1 protein-coding gene is annotated in these 569 nt (G+C 75.6%); it reads right to left on the bottom strand.

All coding sequences use genetic code 11. The features are described 5' to 3' along the window. On the bottom strand, positions 1-569 hold a 569-nt coding region (locus tag PROKR_RS18805; protein WP_036965685.1), incomplete at both ends, for a DUF2264 domain-containing protein.

Below are 569 nucleotides of genomic sequence, written 5' to 3' on the forward strand. Positions count from 1 at the left end.
GGCGCCGTCGGCGCCGACCAGGGCGAGCGCGTCGTCCAGGTACCGCGCCAGGTGCTCGCGGTCCGACGCCGAGCGGGTAGCCAGGTCGTCGCCCGCGGCCTGCGCGACCTCGGCCGCGCCGGTCATCCGCGCCCACATGGCCGGGTACAGGTGCAGGGCCCAGCCCGTGTAGTGGTCGAAGCTGCGCTCGGGGCCGTCGGCGAACCAGCCGCCGGGCCGGACGAATCGGTCGTGCGCCGCAAGGTCGCGCGCCACGTCGTCGGCGGAGAAGGGACCGCCGACCGAGCGCAGGAAGGTCTCCACGACGATGCGGAACCAGACCCAGTTGTTGTCCGGGTAGCCCTCGTCGCCCACGACCGGGGAGAGGTAGTCGACCAGGTGCTCCTGGGCCGACGGCGCCAGGCGGTCCCAGATCCAGGGGCGCGTCAGGTCGAGGATCAGGGCCAGCGAGGCCGCCTCGACCTTGGCCTGGCCGTGCTCGTCGGGCCGGACCCACCGCTCGGGGTGCGCGGGGTCGGCGCCCGCGGCCAGCCCTGCCGCGTACCGTTCGGCGAGGCCGGTCGGGTCCG

Origin of the sequence: Promicromonospora kroppenstedtii DSM 19349, assembly GCF_000515355.1 — a bacterium.
GTDB classification, from domain to species: Bacteria; Actinomycetota; Actinomycetes; order Actinomycetales; family Cellulomonadaceae; genus Promicromonospora; species Promicromonospora kroppenstedtii.